Source organism: Undibacterium sp. GW821-FHT11H02, assembly GCF_058808015.1.
The window spans coordinates 29,296-48,127 of the sequence record NZ_JBXARG010000027.1 but is presented as its reverse complement, the minus strand read 5'-3'; the positions used below and the strand labels follow the sequence as shown (position 1 = coordinate 48,127).

General features: G+C 46.1%; 17 protein-coding genes. 4 read left to right on the top strand and 13 right to left on the bottom strand.

What is annotated here, in order from left to right:
• Window positions 1-60: 60 nt before the first annotated feature.
• The 10 genes from AC1RR2_RS19575 to rlmF all read right to left on the bottom strand — a co-directional run bounded on the left by AC1RR2_RS19575 (window position 61) and on the right by rlmF (window position 10,451).
• Entirely contained in the window at window positions 61-657 is a 597-nt protein-coding gene (locus AC1RR2_RS19575) for a hypothetical protein (RefSeq protein ID WP_493223960.1), read from the bottom strand.
• 84 nt (window positions 658-741) lie between these two features.
• Window positions 742-1,056, bottom strand: coding sequence for a c-type cytochrome (locus tag AC1RR2_RS19570; RefSeq protein WP_493223963.1), 315 nt, complete (start codon window positions 1,054-1,056; stop codon window positions 742-744).
• A 16-nt stretch (window positions 1,057-1,072) separates the two neighbouring features.
• Complete coding sequence (locus AC1RR2_RS19565; RefSeq protein ID WP_493223962.1) at window positions 1,073-2,788, bottom strand: cytochrome D1 domain-containing protein; 1,716 nt, start codon at window positions 2,786-2,788, stop codon at window positions 1,073-1,075.
• A 261-nt stretch (window positions 2,789-3,049) separates the two neighbouring features.
• A complete protein-coding gene (locus AC1RR2_RS19560; RefSeq protein ID WP_493223959.1) occupies window positions 3,050-4,912 on the bottom strand; it encodes a nitric oxide reductase activation protein NorD in 1,863 nt (620 codons plus the stop codon).
• 20 nt (window positions 4,913-4,932) lie between these two features.
• The gene (locus AC1RR2_RS19555) at window positions 4,933-5,970 is read right to left on the bottom strand and encodes a 4Fe-4S binding protein (RefSeq protein ID WP_493223958.1); all 1,038 of its coding nucleotides are present in this window, start codon (window positions 5,968-5,970) and stop codon (window positions 4,933-4,935) included.
• A gap of 21 nt (window positions 5,971-5,991) precedes the next feature.
• Entirely contained in the window at window positions 5,992-6,399 is a 408-nt protein-coding gene (locus tag AC1RR2_RS19550; RefSeq protein ID WP_493223957.1) for a magnetosome magnetite crystal formation protein family, read from the bottom strand.
• The gene (locus tag AC1RR2_RS19545; protein WP_493223956.1) at window positions 6,396-7,247 is read right to left on the bottom strand and encodes a CbbQ/NirQ/NorQ/GpvN family protein; all 852 of its coding nucleotides are present in this window, start codon (window positions 7,245-7,247) and stop codon (window positions 6,396-6,398) included. The genes AC1RR2_RS19550 and AC1RR2_RS19545 overlap by 4 nt, the downstream gene beginning before the upstream one ends.
• A gap of 81 nt (window positions 7,248-7,328) precedes the next feature.
• Window positions 7,329-8,717, bottom strand: a complete 1,389-nt coding sequence (locus AC1RR2_RS19540; protein ID WP_493223955.1) for a cbb3-type cytochrome c oxidase subunit I — start codon at window positions 8,715-8,717, stop codon at window positions 7,329-7,331.
• A 36-nt stretch (window positions 8,718-8,753) separates the two neighbouring features.
• Window positions 8,754-9,179: a c-type cytochrome gene (locus AC1RR2_RS19535; protein ID WP_493223954.1), complete on the bottom strand. Its 426-nt coding sequence runs from the start codon at window positions 9,177-9,179 to the stop codon at window positions 8,754-8,756.
• A gap of 282 nt (window positions 9,180-9,461) precedes the next feature.
• Entirely contained in the window at window positions 9,462-10,451 is a 990-nt protein-coding gene (gene rlmF / locus AC1RR2_RS19530) for a 23S rRNA (adenine(1618)-N(6))-methyltransferase RlmF (RefSeq protein ID WP_493223953.1), read from the bottom strand.
• Window positions 10,452-10,734: 283 nt separating this feature from the next.
• Between rlmF and AC1RR2_RS19525 the strand changes: the two genes are divergently transcribed.
• Window positions 10,735-11,571 carry a beta-keto acid cleavage family enzyme gene (locus tag AC1RR2_RS19525; protein ID WP_493223952.1) on the top strand — a complete coding sequence of 279 codons (837 nt, stop codon included), beginning with the start codon at window positions 10,735-10,737 and terminating at the stop codon, window positions 11,569-11,571.
• Between the two features lie 3 nt (window positions 11,572-11,574).
• Window positions 11,575-12,252, top strand: coding sequence for an acetyltransferase (locus AC1RR2_RS19520; RefSeq protein WP_493223951.1), 678 nt, complete (start codon window positions 11,575-11,577; stop codon window positions 12,250-12,252).
• Window positions 12,253-12,498: 246 nt separating this feature from the next.
• Here AC1RR2_RS19520 and AC1RR2_RS19515 read toward each other — a convergent pair whose 3' ends face one another.
• The 3 genes from AC1RR2_RS19515 to AC1RR2_RS19505 all read right to left on the bottom strand — a co-directional run bounded on the left by AC1RR2_RS19515 (window position 12,499) and on the right by AC1RR2_RS19505 (window position 17,393).
• Window positions 12,499-12,915 (bottom strand): SWIB/MDM2 domain-containing protein, encoded by a 417-nt coding sequence (locus tag AC1RR2_RS19515; protein ID WP_493223950.1) that lies wholly within the window; start codon window positions 12,913-12,915, stop codon window positions 12,499-12,501.
• A gap of 670 nt (window positions 12,916-13,585) precedes the next feature.
• Complete coding sequence (gene ffh / locus AC1RR2_RS19510) at window positions 13,586-14,944, bottom strand: signal recognition particle protein (protein ID WP_493223949.1); 1,359 nt, start codon at window positions 14,942-14,944, stop codon at window positions 13,586-13,588.
• A 286-nt stretch (window positions 14,945-15,230) separates the two neighbouring features.
• A complete protein-coding gene (locus AC1RR2_RS19505; RefSeq protein WP_493223948.1) occupies window positions 15,231-17,393 on the bottom strand; it encodes a S46 family peptidase in 2,163 nt (720 codons plus the stop codon).
• A 351-nt stretch (window positions 17,394-17,744) separates the two neighbouring features.
• Here AC1RR2_RS19505 and AC1RR2_RS19500 point away from each other — a divergent pair, with 351 nt between their 5' ends.
• Complete coding sequence (locus tag AC1RR2_RS19500) at window positions 17,745-18,554, top strand: cytochrome C assembly family protein (RefSeq protein WP_493223947.1); 810 nt, start codon at window positions 17,745-17,747, stop codon at window positions 18,552-18,554.
• A complete protein-coding gene (locus AC1RR2_RS19495) occupies window positions 18,551-18,832 on the top strand; it encodes a PP0621 family protein (protein ID WP_493223946.1) in 282 nt (93 codons plus the stop codon). The genes AC1RR2_RS19500 and AC1RR2_RS19495 overlap by 4 nt, the downstream gene beginning before the upstream one ends.

The following is an 18,832-nucleotide window of genomic DNA, read 5'->3' as shown; positions in this document are numbered from 1 at the left end:
CCAAACAAAATCGAGCTGGAACCCGCGCCGTTATGGTGTTTCTTAAGCTTTTATTGCAATTTAACCGGACACTAGTGAAGTCGCCTCTGTGTTTTCTATCTTGCTTTCACATGGATAGACTGGATGCGCAAATTGCTGTTCGACGATCTTGCGTCGTATATCCAAATTGATGATTTGTAGTTTCCCGTATTGATCTGCTCCTGCCGCATAATTGCCACTAGCATCGAAAATAAAACAAGCCAACGCAAGCTCTAGTTGGGTTTTACGTGGCGCAAATAATTGGGTATCGGCGATGCCTTCTCCCATTTGATAATCATGCACCCAGCCTTGATAGACGGGTTCTGCTTTGGGGTTGTAACTGAGTTCCCATAATTCAGCGATATCATTTAAAACGAGGATAAAACTCTGGCGTTGAGGATTGGAATAGAGTGCGCTGACAGCCGATAATTTTCCATCCTTGTTTTGTAGTCTTAATTGCCGGACGATGGCGTTGGTACGCAGATCGATTGCTTGTGCGCGATGATGCATTTCGTCGATGTTGAGCGCGTACCTGCCATCCGCAGAGATAAGTTGTTGTGGAACGCTCGTTTGCGCTAGCAGTGCAACTGGCGCCAGCGACAAGAGTAAGAAACTCAGATATCTGATGAATACTTGCATAGTGTGAATTCGACCAATAAAAAAGCGTGCAGCTTTTCAGTCTGCACGCTAGTTATGCTTCCATAACAGTGATTGCTGCTAGTGTTAGTTCAGCGCCAACACGTATTCCACCATCACTTTAATATCCGCATCGCTGACTGCCTTATTCGGTGACATAGGGATTGGACCCCAAACACCGCTGCCGCCATCTTTCACTTTTTTCGAAAGTAAGGCCACTGCATCGGCATTACCCTTGTACTTTTTGGCGACATCTTTAAAGGCTGGGCCGACGATTTTTTTGTCGACGCCATGGCAATTCATGCAGTTGTTTTTCTTAGTGAGATCGGCACCACTATCCGCCATTGCGGGTAAGCTTGCTACCGCCAGTGCACAAGTCGCCAAGATTGTTGAGAGTTTCAAGTTCATAAATCGCTCCTTAATACACATCATGTTGAGTATTGTTGACGTTGAATTTACCCGTTGGTGTAATCAGTTTTGGATCACGGATGACTTTTTTCAATTTACGTGTTTTATCGTCAACGATCACAATAGCAGATTCTTTGTCTTTTGCACTCCAGACGGAGAACCAGACTTCATCACCAGCTTGATTGTATTCAGGTTGTACGATGCGTTTTGCGCCTTCGCCTAAACCTGACCATTCGCCGATAGGCAATACTTCAAAGCCTTTGCCGAAATTGTTGATGTCATACACGGCAACGGATTGGCTGATTTTTGCATCAGGATTTAAAGGTGTATCGATCCACAGATTTTTGGATTTTGGATGCGTCTTGATGAATAAAGAACCACCGCCTTGACCTTTAATCGTATCAACGACTTTCCATGCCTGCGCTTTGTGTTTAACTGGATCGGTACCGATCATGGAGATGCTTTCATCACCCAGATGGCTAGTTGCCCACACTGGACCAAACTTAGGATGGACAAAGTTAGCGCCACGACCTGGATGCGGTGTCTTGCCGACATCAACAATCGCTGCCATCTTGTCTTCTTTAGTATCAACGACCGCGATCTTATTCGACGCATTTGCTGCGACTAAGAAGTAACGACCAGTTGAATCGAAACCACCATCATGCAAGAATTTTGCCGCATCTAAAGTCGTGACTTTCAGATTGTTCAAATCTGAATAGTTGACCATCATGATTTTGCCGGTTTCTTTGGCGTTGATCACGAATTCTGGATGATAGTGAGAAGCCACAATCGATGCCACGCGTGGTTCTGGATGGTATTCATTATCCACTGTCATACCGCGTGTAGAAACGATCTTCAATGGCTTGAGTGTTTCACCTTCCATCATCACGTATTGTGGCGGCCAGTAAGAACCCGCTACCGCGAATTTATCTTCATAGCCTTTGAACTTGGATGTTTCAACGGAACGAGCTTCCAAACCGACTTTGATTTCAGCGACGTTATCTGGTTTCTCCATCCACAAGTCAATCAGATTCAAACGTGCATCGCGACCGATGACGTACAGATAGCGACCAGAGGCGGAAATGCGGGAAATATGTACGGCGTAACCCGTTTTAACGATGTTGATAATCTTCTTGGTATCGCCATCGATCAAGGCAACTTCACCAGAATCACGTAAAGTGGTGGAGAAGATATTCGCGATGTTGTACTTATTCATCTTCTTGGTCGGACGCTTAGCCGGCGGGATGATGTCTTTCCAGGTCGCCAGCATTTCTTTCATACCGAATTCTGGTGGGGTTGGTGGCTCTTGCTGAATATAGCGCGCCATCAGGTCGACTTCTTTTTCGTTCAAGTCACCCGAGGTTCCCCAGTTTGGCATACCGGCAGGTGAGCCGTAGGCGATAAATACTTTTAAATACTCTGTACCTTTTTCTAAGGTGATATCGGGTGTTAAGGCTTTACCTGTCGCACCTTTACGCAACACGCCGTGGCAACCAGCACAACGTTGGAAATAGATTTGTTTACCGATTTCAAATTCAGCTTGTGTCATCGCCGGTGCTTTGGGATTGATGTTTTGATGCATCGCTTCGCTGGCTAATGGCGAACCACCTGCCTGATATTTTAACTCTGCCGCTGTGTGCGTTTTTTCATCTTTCTTTTCTTGCGCATACGCGAAACCGAACGTGAGTGGCAGACAAGCAAGAGCGGCGACGAGAGGGCGCAGCATGGGAGTTTTGTGTTTGAGTAAAGAGCTCGATAAATTTATTGACTTCATTTTAGATCCTCTTTTTTTGTTGAAATTACGATAAAAAACCGGTGCGAATAGTGTCAGGCTACGCCGCTGGTTTTTGTAAATCATTGACCGCAATCAAGAACAGTTTTGATTCGAGAAAAGTCTGCGTTAGATCAAACTAAGATCAAACTCAGGAGAGGAAATCACCAAGAAATAGACGAATTCGCAGAGGAAAAACAACGATTTTATTAATTTCTATTCTTGCGTCAGTTGGGCATATAGGCGCGGTAATAGTTGCGGCAATTCCGCAGCATTGTTGACCACGATATAGCCCTTGGCACCAAATAGATGTGGCAAATAATCTTCTGCTTTTTCATCTATCGTCACGCAAAAGGGAATCAGTCCTAATTGACGCGCTGCATGAATCGCGACATGCGTGTCTTCAATGCCATAACGACCTTCGTATTGGTCGAGATCATTCGGTTTGCCGTCCGTGAGTATTAAGAGTAAACGGCGGGCATTTTTTTGCTGTTGCAAAATCGCAGAAGCATGGCGGATTGCTGCACCCATGCGCGTATAAAAACCTGGTTTGATATCAGCTAGACGGCCGCGTATTTGGTCGTTGTATTGTTCGTCAAAGCCTTTGAGTAAATGGAAGCGCACATTGTCGCGTCGCACAGAAGAGAATCCATATAAAGCGAAGCGATCACGGGTTGCGGCTAAAGCTTCGCACAGTAAATATAAACTATCGCGTATCACATCAATCACACGCGCCTGATTATTTACCCAGGTATCGGTAGACATCGATAAATCCGCGAGTAAGAGGCAAGCCAGGTCGCGGTTTTGTTGACGATTATCCAGATACAAACCGGGGCTCGCTACTGCTAGTCCATGACGATACGCACTGCACCGTTCGGCACTGAAACGCACGCAGGCATCGATATCAATATCGTCGCCATTCACTTGTCCGCGCAGGTGTTGCCGTTCTGGCGTCAAGCTTTGAAATTGTTGGCGTAATCGTTTGGCGGTGGCGCGTAAATGCGCGGGTAAGGCTTGTGCCTGAGCATCACGTGCCAACAACATTTGTACGCAGGCATGTTTTTCTAAGAGTTGCTGTTTTTTGTAATGCCATTCGGGATACAAGATGCCATCGGCGAGTAGTAAGTCATCGTCGGCTTCGGCGGGTAAGTCGAGATCAAAGCGCACGCGACTGGCGGTACTTTTTCCATCATTGGCAACACTTAAGACATCAAAGTCATTCGCTGCTCGTTGTGCATCGGGATTGTCATCTTCATCCAATGGGCGATTGACTTTCACATATTCTGCCCAGGAAAACAAACTCTCGGCGCGGAATAAGAGCATGAATGGACTAGGGTTGTCGGGCATGTCGGTGTGCTCTGCCATGCGCTTGCGCTGCTCGGTATCTTTTTGTGTGGTGCTGTTTTGTGCTTGTTCTGGCGTGAGTTTGCTGGCGGGTTTACTATTTTTAATAGTATTCTTGGGTGGCGTATCCAACCACATCGGAACAGGAACGAAGTTGAATTCTTTACGTCCGACTTTTTTTAATTCAGCATGAACGCTGCCCGGTTGTAACAGCGCTTGACGCAGTATTAATTCGTTTTCTGCTTCGTATTTTTTTAAGTCATTAGGATCAGGGCGGCGCAGCAAGCTCGCTTCTACCAAACGGTGATAGCGTTCTAGCAAAGAGGGAAAAGCAATTAACAGTGCCAGCGTTGCAGTTTGATTGCGCTGTAGGTAGGGGGCATCGGGTCTGACATCGTGCGCGACTAGGGCCAGCAGCCATAAATACAATTCACGATTAAGTTCGCGTTCTGGAAAATAATCGATAAAAGCAGGTAGGTGTAAGGTAGTGTCATCTGCCCAAGTCAGTTCGGTTTTTTCACCGATACCTGCAATTCTTTCCAACCAACTGCGGCGTGCGCCATGGGTACTAGCCGAGCCAGATTGCAGATTGATGCCAGGATCGCCACCGAGCGCGCGGAAGAAGGTCGCTGCGATGTTTTTCATCTGCGCTAGTTCAACCCGGGCTTCTGGATAACCTTGGTATGCGACACGGGTGATTAATTTATCCCACAAGCCGCCTATATATTCTTCCATTACTGTGCTTTCCTATGCATTCAATTTTGGCTAGTTTCCGTCGTGGCGTGGCGAGAGTTTTTCGCGGTAATTACATTACTTTTCTCTAGCTTAATTTGAATTACCCGCGCCGTGCTGCCATTTAATGCGGCTTCTGATTCGGCATAAGCTTGATTCACCCATTCCAGTAAATTACCTTGCGGATTGTCGCTTTGGGTTTGCGTGCAGGCGTCGGTGCATTGTCCGCATTGCACGCAGGCGAACATCAGACGTTTGACATTGCGGGGATTGAGGCGCATGGGGCAAACGTGATCGCAGGCCGAGTAACAGCTTGAACAATCTTTCGCTCGTTCGCGTTTGAAACCGATCACCATCGCTTTGTCATTCGACATCCATGCCAGACTTTGAAATAAACCGAGGGCGCAGGCATAGCGGCAAAACAGATGGCGCGCGAACATAAATTCAACGAAAAAGGCAATGCTGCCAGCGATCAGAAAGATGCTCTGATTCCGCGTCAATGTGCCATGCCAGAGATTGCTGTAGATTTCTGCTGGCGGTAGTAAATACGTCAGTAACACCGTTGCCCAAGTGATCGCACACAGGATTACCAGTGGGATGACGCCGAACCACCAGATCGCGTCTGGCTTAGTGTTGCTGCCATCAGGATTGCGTGTTGGCAGGGCTTCTTTATCCCATAAGCTTTGTTTGCCTATGGCGCGGCGCAGCGTTTGATTGATGGTTTCGACGATAGAAAAATGTGGGCACAACCAGCCGCAATAAATCCGCCCCCATTTCCAGGCGACATAAATCACGGCAGCTGCGACCAAAATTAAGGGCAAGATCGCATGTAGGAAAATCGCTTTTGCCGCTTGTCCTGCTGTGTCTTTTCCGGCGACGAAATCGTTCAGACCTAAAGTCCAATCCATGCCAAAAATGATGAAGTGTTTGAGATGTAAATCTAGCCGGAAGATATCAAATATGGGCGCAATGACGAACAGCAAAAAGAAGCCGACTTGTGTCAAGCGTCGCCATTGTTGGACAGGAACGCCCCATAAACCTGTATGTGTTTTCACTTGCATGCTGAAACTCGTTTAGCTCATTTAGCTCATTTTTGCGCGTTGACTCACAGATTTTCCTATCAACGGATAGAAATATAATTTTCCAGACAATGCCTTGGTCAGTGCAAAAACACCGAATAAGATGAAGACCGAGTGCACACACAAGACGTACAAAATCAACACTATCCAAGTAATTACTTGATGTAAATCGCCAAATAATAAGATACCGACGCTGACCAAGATCAGCATAAAGCCAGCGCAGATGCTGGCGCGCAGAGCCTGAATCAGATGGCATTGCACCAGTGTTGATACATTGTGACGCTGACGTTGATAAAGTAATAGCAGTAACACGAAAGCGGCAAATGGCAGAAGTAAGATATTCAATAGGTACAGCGTTGCTGCTGCACTTGCGATCTGAATTTCTTGCTCGGTGGGCTCCAGAATTTTCATACGGTTTTACCTGACAACTTAGCACTGCCAAAATGTAGTTTGACGACTTCCATTAAAGCAGTAATGGTGTCGAGATCGTCAGTCAAAGGCTCAACCAGTGCGGCGGCACAGGCTTCAATTGCTGGGCAACCAGCAGCGATTAAATTGGCAGCATAGACCAGCAAACGAGTGGAAGCCGCTTCATCTAAATCATGTTGCTTAAGCTGACGGAAGCGTCGTGCGATATCGACTAAGCGTGTCGCTAGTGCCAGATCGATGCCAGCTTCTTTCATCAAAATACTTTGCTCTAATTCCGCATTGGGATAATCAAACTGTATCGCGAGAAAACGTTGGCGCGTAGAGGGTTTGAGATTCTTTAATAAGTTTTGATAGCCAGGGTTATACGATACGACCAGCATAAATTCATTCGGTGCAGTGAGTTCTTCACCAGTACGTTCGATAGGCAGTATACGTCTGTCATCGGTGAGTGGATGCAATACTACGGTGGTATCTTTGCGTGCTTCGACGATTTCATCCAGATAGCAAATCCCGCCTTGACGCACGGCACGTGTCAGCGGACCATCTGACCACAAAGTTTCACCATCGCCAATCAAATGGCGGCCAACCAGATCTGCTGCTGTCAGGTCATCATGACATGCAACGGTAATGAGTGGACGCGCTAATTTCGCTGCCATGTGAGCCACGAAACGTGTTTTACCACAACCAGTTGGGCCCTTAATTAATACAGGTAATTGACGTTGATACGCAAGCTCAAACAGGGCGCATTCATTCGCAACTGGCTGATAGTAAGGAATGCTTAAATCCTTATCCAGCGCTGTAAGGTAGGTCTGCTGGCTTAAATCGTTCATACAAACTTTCGCTCTATAGTGCAAATTAGACTGACATTAAATTAAAAACGCCCGACGATGTTTTGTCGGGCGTTGCTCTGCTTATGAAGCCTGAGATTGATTCTCGGCTTGGTCTCCACCTACAAAGAAGCTAAAGATATACAGCCCCAATCCGATCAGGAAGATCACACCGGAGGCTAGACGTAACCAGTAGAAAATCATGAGTTGATCTTGGGTCGCCATGAAACTCAGCGGTGACGTCGCTACACGTTGTAACCAGACTTGCAAAATACCCGCAGCGGTCAGGAACAAGGTAATGAAGACCATCGACACTGTCATCAACCAGAACGACCACATTTCTACTACTTGCGATTTGTTGCTATTCGCTTGGCGACCACGCATGAGCGGCATGGTGTAGCTGATCATAGTCATCACCACCATCGCATACGCACCATAGAACGCCATATGACCATGGGCAGCGGTAATTTGTGTACCGTGTGTGTAGTAATTGACTGGGGATAAAGTATGCAAGAAGCCCCATACACCCGCACCTAAGAATGCCATTACGCCAGTACCCAAAGCCCACAATACTGCCGCACGATTTGGATGGTCACGACGACGGCGGTTAACCATATTGAATGCAAACACGGTCATCATGAAGAAAGGAATCGGCTCTAAGGCTGAGAATACACTACCCCACCATTGCCAGTATTCAGGAGCACCTATCCAGAAATAGTGGTGACCAGTACCGATAATGCCTGTGATTAAAGACATTGCAATAATGGAATACAACCATTTTTCGATGACTTCACGATCAACTCCAGTCACTTTAATTAAAACGAAGGCCAACATTGCGCCGAGGATGAGTTCCCACACACCTTCTACCCACAAATGCACAACCCACCACCAGTAAAATTTATCTTTGACTAAATTGTGTGGGTTGACGAAAGAGAATAGGAAGAAAATCGCTAAGCCCCACAAACCTGCCAACATCACCAGACTGATACTAGTCTTGCGACCACGTAAGACGGTCATCGAGATATTGAACAAGAACACCAGAGCAACGATGACGATACCGACCTTGGTTGGTAACGGTTGTTCGAGGAATTCGCGTCCCATGGTTTCGAGCAGATCATTACCTGTCATCTTTGCCAGCGATGCATAAGGCACCGCCAGATAACCAACGACAGTTAAAGCACCAGCAACCAAAAACACCCAGAACATTAACATCGCCAGTTTTGGGCTATGTAATTCACGTTCCGATTCTTCGGGAATTAAGTAATAAGCTGCTCCCATAAAACCAAATAGCAGCCAGACGATTAGCAAGTTGGTGTGCACCATCCTTGCTACATTAAATGGAATCAAAGGAAACAAGAAGTCGCCTATGATGTATTGCAAGCCCATGATCAGACCAAATAGGATCTGAGCAACGAACAGGGCGATTGCCGCGATAAAGTAGGGCTTCGCGACGGCCTGTGATTTGTATTGCATAAAATTCTCCACGAATCGTTGAAAGGTGTCGCGCTCTTAGCCTTCGATATTTGGGGGCCAGTTATTGGTATTGATCTCTGAGCTGTATTTCAGAAACTCGACCAAATCGTTCATTTCTTTTTCATTCAAATTGAACTGTGGCATTTGGCGACGACCTGGTGCACCCGTAGGTTGAGCGGCCATCCATGCTTTAATAAAATCTGGCCCACGACGCTTATAGACATTGCCTAACTCAGGTGCGAAATAAGCACCTTCGCCAAGCAGAGTGTGGCAACCGATACAGTTACGCGTTTCCCAAATTTTCTTACCACGGATGGCAGATTCAGTCAGGTTGGCACTGTTATCACGCTTGGGTAGCGTATTCATCGTATCGAATGTGAGGCCGAGAAATAACAGAAAGAAAAATACAGAGCCGCCATAAAAAATATTTCTGGCGGTTGACTTGGTGAACGTTGAGCTCATGTCGAGTTAACCCCTAGTGAATGTAAATCATAAAAAGCGCAGGCAGACAAATGCGATATGTCGACGCTAATTGATGTTGTGGATGTTATTTCCCCACGTCATTGAGTGTAAGTGGCTAAGGCATGGCTTTCCTTGACTGCAGTCAATTTTGGAAAGATGGCAACAAATTGATGAGAGATAATTGAGGAGTTTTCGAACAAGCTTTGCGACGTATCAAAGCTTATCGATATTTGTGAAGTGACCTACTTTTCTCGAGGGTATTGTTTGGTAGTGCCAATTGGATTAGCGCCAGCGTAATTTTGACCAAGCTATTTGTTGTGCTGGAGTGAGAAATGTCCAGGCAATAAAGCGGCTTTGCTTACTTCCCTGTTGCATGGAGATTAGTTTATGATCACTTACACTAGCTTGCCTGAGTTTGGCTCTTATAGGGGGGAGATTAGCAGACTTAGAAACCAAGCTACTAAACCAAAAGCACTGCGTAGAAAAATGCTGGCTTTCTTCTATCATCTGTGTGATAAATTGCAATTCGCCGCCAGGACACCAGAGTTCCGCAGCTTGACCGCCAAAATTGAGTTTGGCTTCAATAGGTAGCGCAGACTTCCCCAGATTTTGCCATTTTCTGTTAGTGCCGCTTTGCGCTTCGGCGGCTGAAGCGTGAAATGGAGGATTGCACATAGTGAGATCGAACCATTCATTTAGTTGCACGACATTGTGAAAAACATGATCGCGATTTTTCTGCAGGCGTAGTTCTATCTTTTTTTCAACTTGTGGATTCGCTCGCAAGATGTTTTGGAGATTCGCTAGCGCATCTGGATTAATATCAGCCGCGACAAAATTCCAAGTGTATTCCTGGTTGCCTATCAGCGGGTAAATGCCATTCGCCCCAGTTCCAATGTCCAATACGTGGACACTATTTTTCTTGGGCGCCTTGCCTTGATTCGATGCGATTAGTAAGTCTGCCAAACCGTGAATATAGTCAGCTCGACCGGGTACTGGTGGGCATAAATAATGGTCGGGAATATTCCACGCCTTGATTCCATATTGATGCTTAAGTAAAGCTCGGTTTAGGGCTTTGACGGCATGTGCGTTAGAGAAATCGACACTCAGATCGCCATAAGAATTGGGATGAACGAAATGGCCAAGCGCCATCGCGCCTGCATCTTGATCCGCCGTGATCAGGGCTGCGAGTTGGTATTCACCTTGATGTCGGTTGCGTGGATGAAACCCAACTTGTTTAAGGTCTTTTTGTGGCTTATGACTTGGGTTAGGCATAAAAAAATAGAAAAAAATAAGCAGAGTTGCGCTTATATATTTCATTTGTAAGTTGATTTCAATTATTCAATCTATGAAAGGCATCTTCGTTAAGTATCTTGCACTTTAGCACGATAGCTTGGCATGTAGGCGCTCCTCTTCGCGATGCTTACTGGAACAGCTGATAACATATTCCTTTTGGGAATTAGAGCGGCAAGAGATTGATTTTCTCGATATGATATAGGTTCAATCGATTGTGAGACTAACAAGGTCTGTTTAGCGGAACTTATGGTAAAAGATTTCAATGCAAGATTTAATAATTAATTTAGCTCCTACTGGCATGATCCCATCTAAGGATAAGACGCCTCATGTCCCGATTACGCCTTCAGAAATTGTTGAACAGGTGCTTAGTTGCGCTGAATTGGGTGTATCGATGGTGCATCTACATGCCAGAGATGAAAATGGTGCGCCTACTACAGACGAGAATATTTTTGCCGACATCATTGCCAGGATTCGCCAGCAAAACTCTGAGCTCATCATTACCACCACCACTAGCGGGCGTCGAGTCAGTGATGTCAATGAAAGAGCTAAGAGCCTTTTGTTAGCACCTGACTTGAGGCCTGATATGGCTAGCCTGACTCTAGGTTCTATGAATTTTGCCACTGAAGCGAGTGTCAATTCTCCAGCGACAATTATGCGTTTGGCGGAAATGATGCTGGAGCGAGATATCCGCCCTGAGTTGGAGGTGTTTGATTTGGGGATGATCAATTTCGCTAAAATATTGATAGAAAAAGATTTGATCAAGCCGCCATATTATTTCAATATTTTATTGGGAAACCCTGCCACGGCGCAGGCTTCATTATTGCATCTCGCTGTCTTGGTGAATGAACTGCCTGCCAATTCTGTGTGGGCATTGGCTGGTATTGGCCGTTATCAAAAGACTGCTAATGCGCTCGGTGTAGTAATGGCTGATGGCGTCAGACTCGGACTAGAAGATAATTTGTGGTTGGATGATGAAAGAACCCAGTTAGCTAGCAATGTCCAGTTGCTTGATCGGGTGCGAGCACAAGCATCTGCGCTAGGCCGCTCGATTGCAACAGCAACGGACGTACGTCAACGTTTGCAATTAAAGACATGGTAAAAAATGATGGCAACTGATTTGGTAATTCTTGGAAGTAGCAATATTCTCTCTGATATTTTTGACTGTGCGATCGCTAATCAACTCAAGATAAAGAAAATCGTATTGCATCACCCCGAAGTGGTCGGTGCGCGCGATCGTAGTCTAAAAGATCGTGTACAAGATCTGGCGTTGTTGGGACAATTTCCTGAACTTGTTTCTATGAGTGCTTTTCAGCCACAAGCAGGCGAAATTTATATTTTGGGGCCAACCACACCGACACGAGCACAGCTTGCTGAAGAATTACAACAAGGATTTCAATTGGCTTTTACAAGTCTGATACATCCTAGTGCTTATGTTTCGCCACTCGCTAAAATTGGTTCAGGCGTGTATGTTGGGGCAAACAGTGTGATTGGTCCCGGCGTGATTTTGGCTGATCACGTGTTTGTCAATCGGGGGGTGACAATAGGTCACGATACGGAGATTGGCGCTTATAGCCGAGTTCAGCCCGGAAGTAATCTTGGTGGATTAAGTAAAATCGGTGTCGGTGTCACTATTGGTATCGGCGCCACATTAATTGAACGTCTGGTGGTGGGTGATCGTGCCTTCATTGGTGCAGGTGCCGTGGTGACAGAAGATGTCAGCTCTGACGTGTTGGTGGTGGGAATTCCTGCAAAATTAAAGAAAAGTTTAAAGTCATCTTAAATTGAGATTGGAAATTCTTAGACCTAGAATCATGATGTTTTACATTTCAATTTTGGTTGATGCTGGAGGAACGAAGAAATGTGCTTTTTAATTCAAGCTGATCTGCATCTCTAGTGAGTTTTTTAGAGAATTCGTGATTCTACTAAAACAAAAACGCCCGCGCGATGCGGGCGTTTTTGTTTGGGATTTGGGTAGTAAAATTTACGACCCAAGCATTGCCCAAAGCAATATGGAAATCAAATCCGATTAAGACAGATGACCAGAAATGAGTTTCGTCATTTCAAACATGGAGACTTGAGCTTTACCACCGAAAACGGCTTTCAGTTTGTCATCCGCGTTGATATTGCGTTTGTTTGCTTCGTCTTGTAGCTTGTGCTTCTTGATGTATTCCCAGATCTTCTTGGTCACCTCAGTACGTGGCATTGGTGCTGCGCCGATTACTGCTGCTAACACTGGAGATAAAGTCATAGGCTTCATGAAAGCCGCATTTGGCTTACGTGCTGCTGCTGGCTTTGCTGCTGCTTTAGCTGGTTTTGCGGCTGCCTTCGCTGCCGGTTTTGCTGCGGCTTTTACTACTGGTTTTTTTGCTGCTGGTTTCGCTGCTGCTTTCGCGGCAGGCTTAGCTGCTGGTTTTGCTGCTGCTTTTTTTGGTGCTGTTGCCATATTGAGGCTCCTTCACAATTGTCTTGGAAAATGCGCCATTTCACGCAGTGCTTATAGTGGTGCTGATTACAGAGTGATGCAAGTGTTTTTTTTTGCTTTTTGCGAAAAAAGTGTGAGAAATCATAAGAGACGTGGTTTTCAGAAGGAAAAATGTCGTTTTTCCTCTGCGCGGTGAGAGAAATGATCGCTTTGTTGCCGATGAAAATGGGTCTTGAAAAATGTAAAAACAAAACCTCTCAACACGGAGGCAGAGAGAGGTAGAGGAAAAACAGGGGGTGTTTTAGGCGGGAAATGATGTGATATTTGAAGAAGAATTTAAGACTCGAAGTCAATGTGTTATTCAAGAAATGTTGGGCTTCACTTCGTTCAGCACGAACCTACAATCTTGGAAAAGATTGTGCTGATGTTCTTGTTTTGTTCGAAAAAATAGCAAAGCGATTTGCCTGCAGAAATTCAATTTTAGGGATGTCGCGCTAGGCGCCAAGCACAGCAATACTCAGGTATTACGAGGATGGTCGATCAGTTGCTTAGAAATCAGAAGGCAAATAAATAGGCGGCTTTAGAAATTCAATTATGGGGATGCAGTGCAAGGCGCGGCCCGCAGCAATACTCAGGTATTGCGAGGAGGCGCAACGCCGCAATGCGCCCCAGAATTGGATTTATATGACGCCTATCGCATCATGCCTTTGAGACCCCGCATCATTTTCATCATACCGCCACCCTTCAGTTTTTTCATCATGCTTTGCATTTGATCAAACTGTGCCAGCATGCGATTGACTTCTTGTATCTGTACGCCTGCACCGGTAGCGATACGGCGTTTGCGCGAGGCCTTAATCAGATCGGGTTTGGCGCGTTCCAGTGGTGTCATGGAATTGATGATGCCTTCCATGCGACGCATTTGCTTTTCCGCATTGTCCATGTTGGCACCGCTGGCAGCCTGTTGGAATTGCGCTGGGAGTTTATCCATTAAACTTGATAAGCTACCCATATTTTTCATTTGAGCCAACTGCATTTTAAAGTCGTTCATATCGAACTTACCGCCGACTTTGATTTTTTCTGCCAAACCTTTCGCCGCTTCGACATCCATGCCTTTTTGCGCGGATTCGACCAAGGCCAGAATGTCGCCCATGCCGAGAATACGATTCGCCATGCGAGTTGCATCGAAAGCTTCCAGTCCATCAAGCTTTTCAGAGACACCGGCAAACTTGATTGGTTTTCCTGTGACATGACGTACCGATAAAGCTGCACCACCGCGTGAATCACCATCGAGTTTGGTAAGAACCACACCGGTCAAAGGCAGTGCATCGTTAAAGGCCTTGGCGGTGTTAACCGCATCTTGACCCAACATGGCATCGACCACGAACAAGGTTTCGATAGGTTTGACCGCAGCATGCACGGCCGCGATTTCTTGCATCATGGCTTCATCAATGCCGAGGCGACCTGCGGTATCGATAATTAAGACTTCATGATGATGTTTCTTCGCCCAATCGAGTGCGGCTAAGGCGATATCGACGGGTTTGTCGTTAATCGTGGTTGGGAAAAAATCCGCACCTGCTTGTGCTGTCACGGTTTCTAACTGACCAATCGCGGCTGGACGATACACGTCGGCAGAGACTGTTAAAACTTTTTTCTTTTTCTTTTCGCGCAGATATAGAGCCAATTTACCTACGGTAGTCGTTTTACCTGCACCTTGCAGACCGGCCATCAAAATGATCGCGGGTGGTTGGGTGGCAAAATTCAGTTCGGATGCGTTGTCACCTAAATCGGCGCCAATCAAAGAAGCTAATTCTTTTTGAACTACGCCCACCAGAGCTTGACCTGGCGTCAGCGAGCCAATCACATCTTCGCCCATCGCTTTTTCTTTGACGCGGGCGATTAATTCACGTACAGCAGGCAAGGCCACGTCGGCTTCCAATAAAGCCATACGCACTTCGCGCAGCATTTCGGCGGTATTCGATTCAGTTAAACGCGCTTCGCCGCGCATGGTCTTGACGACTTTGGCGAGACGTTGGGTTAGATTGTCGAGCATAGTAAACCTTCAATTGAATTACAGATGTAATGCAGACCTGCTGCACCGATAAGATCTTTGCAAGCGGATGGGTAAGGCCGCACCGCTACAGATAACGCGGTATTTTACTCGAAATGAGGGTGTTTCCTTAGACCTGTAGCGAGTTTTGTTAGGGTCGGCGCTCGCTGCTAAGTGTTGTAGGAGTTGATTTGTAAGTCAAAACCCCTCAACGCCCACTAATAAAAAAGCCACGTTAAACTGATTAACGTGGCTTTTTGACTACTTTTGCGATTCAGAACTGAGCAGCTTATTCCGCGCCCATTTCTTTCAACAAGTTATCTGCTTTATCGACATGTTTCATCTGCCACAGCATGTAGCGCAAATCGACCTGGATAGAGCGGCTAGACGCTTTGTTGTAGTCCCAATCGGCAATGATGGAATCCAAAGTGCCGTCAAATGCTAAGCCTATGAATTCGCCTTTAGCATTCAAAGCGGCTGAGCCCGAATTGCCGCCTGTGATATCCAAAGTGGCTAAGTAATTGACTGGTACTGTTTTCAACATAGGGTCAACATATTTACCAAAGTCTTTGGCTTTGATTGCTGCTAACTGATTGGCTGGTGCATTGAATTCGCCGGTACCAGTTGCTTTTGCGGTAATGCCTTTTACTGTGGTGAACGCAGTCCAGGTGGTGCCATCCGCGCCAAATGGACGACTCGCGACTTTACCGAAAGTCACGCGCAAAGTGCTGTTTGCGTCTGGATAAACTGCCTGACCCTTGCTCTTCATGTAAGCGATTTTTGCTTTCATGTAGCTAGCGTAGGCTTTTTGCATATCGCCTGCAGATTCTTGATCCGCCACTTCGCGTTTCATGCCTTCCTCAAACATGCCGACAGCGGCTTTGATAAAACTATCGTTGCTGGCTTTGAAGTCATCCACGGATTTTTCTAACCAAGAGGCGCGGAACGCTTTGTCGCCAAATTGGCTGCCTGCATACATTTGATCGAGCAATGCTTTCAGTTGATCTTTGCTCATGTCATCTTTGATGCCCATGGCATTGTCGAAGTTCGCATTGCGCTCTGCTGCTGGCGCTGCTGCGTATTTGACTAAGCTGTTCAGCACTAACGCTTTATCGACTTTCTCATCGTAACTACGTTCTACGCCATCGACGCTGGCTTTGAAACGTGGCAAATCACGATTCTGGAAACCAGCACGACGCTCCGCATCTGGTTTGGCTTTTTCATGTGCCAGACGATATAAAGTACGCGCTGTACCTAAGAAACGTGGATAGGAAGAGGCAAGGAAAGATTCCTTTTTCGCAGTCGCATCACGTTTTGCGTAGATCGCTTCAATTTTTTCGATATCAGCGGCGTATTCGGCTTTGGTCTTAGGATTGGAATTAACCCAAGCTTTTAAATCAGCATGTTCTTTGGATTTGCGTTCCAAGATATCGCTGCCCGCATAGCTATCCAACATACCTTGACGGTTTTTGTAATAGTTATTGATGTTGGCAACCATGCCTGCGTATTTCAGATTGGCATCCTTGTTATCCTTGGTTTCATTAGCAATAATTGCTAAAGTTTCCGCAGAGCCTTTGACGAAATTCGGGTATTCGAAATCGAAGGTGTAAGCAATTTCAGATGGCAGGCGATGGCGGTTAGTGCGACCTGGGTAGCCGAGAACCATCACGAAATCGCCTTCTTTCAAGCCATCTTTCGCCAGTTTCAATACATGTTTAGGTACGTAAGGGACATTGTCTTTGCTGTATTCTGCTGGCTTGCCATCTTTGCTGACATAAGCACGGTAGAAACCGTAATCGCCAGTGTGACGTGGCCACATCCAGTTATCGGTGTCGCCGCCAAATTTGCCTACACCTTCAGCAGGTGCGTGAACCAAACGCACGTCTTTGATTTCCATTTGTTTGATCAAATAGAATTCCAGTCCACCGTAGTAGGATGCGACGTTACAGCGATAGCCGGCTTCTTTTTCGCAAGCTGCGACGATGGCTTTTTGATTTTTTTCGATCGCATCAACGCGTGCTTTACCCATTAATTTGGCGGCATTGCTATCAATGATTTTGTCGCTGACGTTGGTCACCTCAGTGGTGACGAAGATGCGTGAGCCAGGACCGGCTGGCAATTCTTCTGCCAAAGTTTTGGCCAGGAAACCATCGGCTAAGAGATTTTTTTGTGGCGTAGAGTTGCGTGCTACGCTGTCATAAACGCAGTGATGATTGGTAGCGACTAATCCTTGTGTGGAGACGAAAGAAGCAGAGCAACCGCCCAGACTGACGATGGCTCCCATAGGGAATTCTGTCAATTTAGTCAGCGAATTCGGGTCTAATTTGAGACCAGCTGCTTTGAGTTGTTTAGCTACTTGTGGTAACTGTTGTGGCATCCACATACCTTCATCGGCTTGCGCATAGCCGCCGATGAGTGTGAGTGCAGCTAAAGCGAAAAGTGATTTTTTCATTTTAATTCCTGCGAAAAGATAATCTGATTGTCCAAATAGCGTTTTTGTACTTTGTATGCATGGCGATTGAAATGCATGGCTGTGCATATACATAGACTGATTTTGGGTGCTTCGCAGTATCTAGAAGCCAATACGCTTAGTCAAGAGATTCACTTGGTGTTTTTGGGTATGCATTGCTTCTTGTTGTAATTGTGCTTAGGATTGTGCATAAGTATATGTATCTAGGCGGAAGAAAGTTTCCTTGGAGGATTTTTTGCCCATTTTGGACATGCGCTCCGCTTTGATTTTGACGCAGCGCAGTTTCATCACGAAAGCAAAAAAAGAAACACTGACTTAGTGTAAACTTGGCATATGTTAACTAATCTCTCTTTAGTGGCAGCGCTGCTTTATGTAGTCTGCCCATTTATCCCAACTAGCCGCAAGTTGCTGGGTCTTAGTCTGACCGCGATTGCATGGTGTCTACACGGTCTGGCACTAGGTTTGAGTATTTATGAGCCGCACGCATTGCGCATAGGTTTCGCGGTGATGTGGTCGTCGGCGATCTGGATTTCTATATTGGTGTTTCTGGTTGAGAATCGTAACTTCTCTTTAGATGGTTTGCGTATTTTGGTGTTGCCGCAAGCTGCTGTGACGGCGGTGATGCCGCTTTTCTTTCCTGGTAGTCTGATCGATTTGGTGAATAAACCTGCGATGTTTCCCTGGCATATAGGAATCGCTTTGCTTGCCTATGGGACTTTGACGGTTGCTGCGTTCCATGCCTTGGTCATGTATGTACAAGATTTGCATCTGCATCGTATGCGTGGTGCCCAGACACAATCTTGGTTGGAAAAAGCACTCGACAGATTGCCTGCTTTACTAAAGATGGAACATATATTGTTCTTATTGGTGACATTGGGATTCATATTTCTAAGCTTGACGGTTTTGTCAGGTGTGATTTTTTCAGAGCAATTTTTAGGCCTGGCCTTCACGTGGAATCATAAGACGGTTTTGTCTTTGCTCTCCTGGCTATTGTTTGCCATATTATTGGCGGGACGTCAGTGGCGTGGCTGGCGCGGTAAATCAGTTCTTAGAATTACTTTGTTCGGCTTCCTAAGTTTGTTGCTGGCCTACGTTGGTAGTCGTTTCGTCTTGGAAGTGTTGTTGCATCGGAGCGTGTTATGAAGTTACTGGTTTGGTTGCTATTGGGTGTGCTGGTGTATTTTGCGCTACGTAAGAATTTGCGCGCTGCTTCGGACAAAAAAACGCAAGCTCAAGCCCCCGCAAATGATTGGGCTGATGCCAGTACGACTTATAGTGCAAATAAAAAGGAAAGTGAGGCAATGTTGAATTGTGCGCATTGTCAGGTCTATTTTCCAGCCTCTGAAGCAGTGGTGCGTGGATCGCAAAGTTTTTGTTGTCTAGAGCATGCGGAGCTTTCCACAAATAAGAAATCAGACTAA

Bases quoted from the DNA above. Each gene is read 5' to 3' on its own strand.
- AC1RR2_RS19500 (WP_493223947.1), top strand. From the start codon at position 17,745: ATGTTAACTAATCTCTCTTTAGTGGCAGCGCTGCTTTATGTAGTCTGC.
- AC1RR2_RS19575 (WP_493223960.1), bottom strand. From the start codon at position 657: ATGCAAGTATTCATCAGATATCTGAGTTTCTTACTCTTGTCGCTGGCG.
- AC1RR2_RS19535 (WP_493223954.1), bottom strand. From the start codon at position 9,179: ATGAGCTCAACGTTCACCAAGTCAACCGCCAGAAATATTTTTTATGGC.
- ffh (WP_493223949.1), bottom strand. From the start codon at position 14,944: ATGCTCGACAATCTAACCCAACGTCTCGCCAAAGTCGTCAAGACCATG.
- AC1RR2_RS19515 (WP_493223950.1), bottom strand. From the start codon at position 12,915: ATGGCAACAGCACCAAAAAAAGCAGCAGCAAAACCAGCAGCTAAGCCT.
- AC1RR2_RS19520 (WP_493223951.1), top strand. From the start codon at position 11,575: ATGATGGCAACTGATTTGGTAATTCTTGGAAGTAGCAATATTCTCTCT.
- AC1RR2_RS19550 (WP_493223957.1), bottom strand. From the start codon at position 6,399: ATGAAAATTCTGGAGCCCACCGAGCAAGAAATTCAGATCGCAAGTGCA.
- rlmF (WP_493223953.1), bottom strand. From the start codon at position 10,451: ATGCCTAACCCAAGTCATAAGCCACAAAAAGACCTTAAACAAGTTGGG.
- AC1RR2_RS19495 (WP_493223946.1), top strand. From the start codon at position 18,551: ATGAAGTTACTGGTTTGGTTGCTATTGGGTGTGCTGGTGTATTTTGCG.
- AC1RR2_RS19505 (WP_493223948.1), bottom strand. From the start codon at position 17,393: ATGAAAAAATCACTTTTCGCTTTAGCTGCACTCACACTCATCGGCGGC.
- AC1RR2_RS19540 (WP_493223955.1), bottom strand. From the start codon at position 8,717: ATGCAATACAAATCACAGGCCGTCGCGAAGCCCTACTTTATCGCGGCA.
- AC1RR2_RS19545 (WP_493223956.1), bottom strand. From the start codon at position 7,247: ATGAACGATTTAAGCCAGCAGACCTACCTTACAGCGCTGGATAAGGAT.
- AC1RR2_RS19525 (WP_493223952.1), top strand. From the start codon at position 10,735: ATGCAAGATTTAATAATTAATTTAGCTCCTACTGGCATGATCCCATCT.
- AC1RR2_RS19565 (WP_493223962.1), bottom strand. From the start codon at position 2,788: ATGCTGCGCCCTCTCGTCGCCGCTCTTGCTTGTCTGCCACTCACGTTC.
- AC1RR2_RS19555 (WP_493223958.1), bottom strand. From the start codon at position 5,970: ATGCAAGTGAAAACACATACAGGTTTATGGGGCGTTCCTGTCCAACAA.
- AC1RR2_RS19560 (WP_493223959.1), bottom strand. From the start codon at position 4,912: ATGGAAGAATATATAGGCGGCTTGTGGGATAAATTAATCACCCGTGTC.